General features: G+C 48.0%; 2 protein-coding genes. One reads left to right on the forward strand and one right to left on the reverse strand.

Features of this window, described 5'->3' with window-relative positions; all coding sequences use genetic code 11:
• Window positions 1-192, reverse strand: a 192-nt coding sequence (locus tag FH871_RS35015; RefSeq protein WP_138995357.1) for an AAA family ATPase, incomplete at its 3' end; no start/stop codon positions are given.
• An 80-nt stretch (window positions 193-272) separates the two neighbouring features.
• On the opposite strand from FH871_RS35015, the gene FH871_RS35020 reads away from it, so the two are divergent.
• Window positions 273-415: DUF3013 family protein (locus FH871_RS35020; RefSeq protein ID WP_138995358.1), on the forward strand; the 143-nt coding region annotated here is incomplete at its 3' end.

Below are 415 nucleotides of genomic sequence, written 5' to 3' on the forward strand. Positions count from 1 at the left end.
CTTGGTCGTCCCCGCTATGGCCGAGGCGATGGAGGTCTTGCCGATTCCTGGCGGACCGTAGAGAATCATGGAAGAAAGCATATTGGCCTCAATCATTCGGCGGATAATTTTACCTGGACCGACCAGGTGTTTTTGGCCGATAATCTCACCTATAGTTCTGGGCCGCATTCGTAAGGCTAGATTTGCTGTCATAGCATACAGCTCCTTTTAATCGTAGATTTTTATGATAGAATTATTGTAACACAAAAAGCAACAAGCAAGAAGGAGAGCAGATGGCTAAGTACGGATTTTTATCGGTTCTGGAGGAGGAGCTGGAGCAGCATTTTGACTATGATTTCGCCATGGATTGGGACAAGCGAAACCACGCTGTCGAGGTAGCCTTTGCCCTTGAGGCACAGAATATCGCTGCCGTCGA

Origin of the sequence: Larkinella sp. C7 (assembly GCF_006149005.1) — a bacterium.
Classification (GTDB): domain Bacteria; phylum Bacteroidota; class Bacteroidia; order Cytophagales; family Spirosomataceae; genus Larkinella.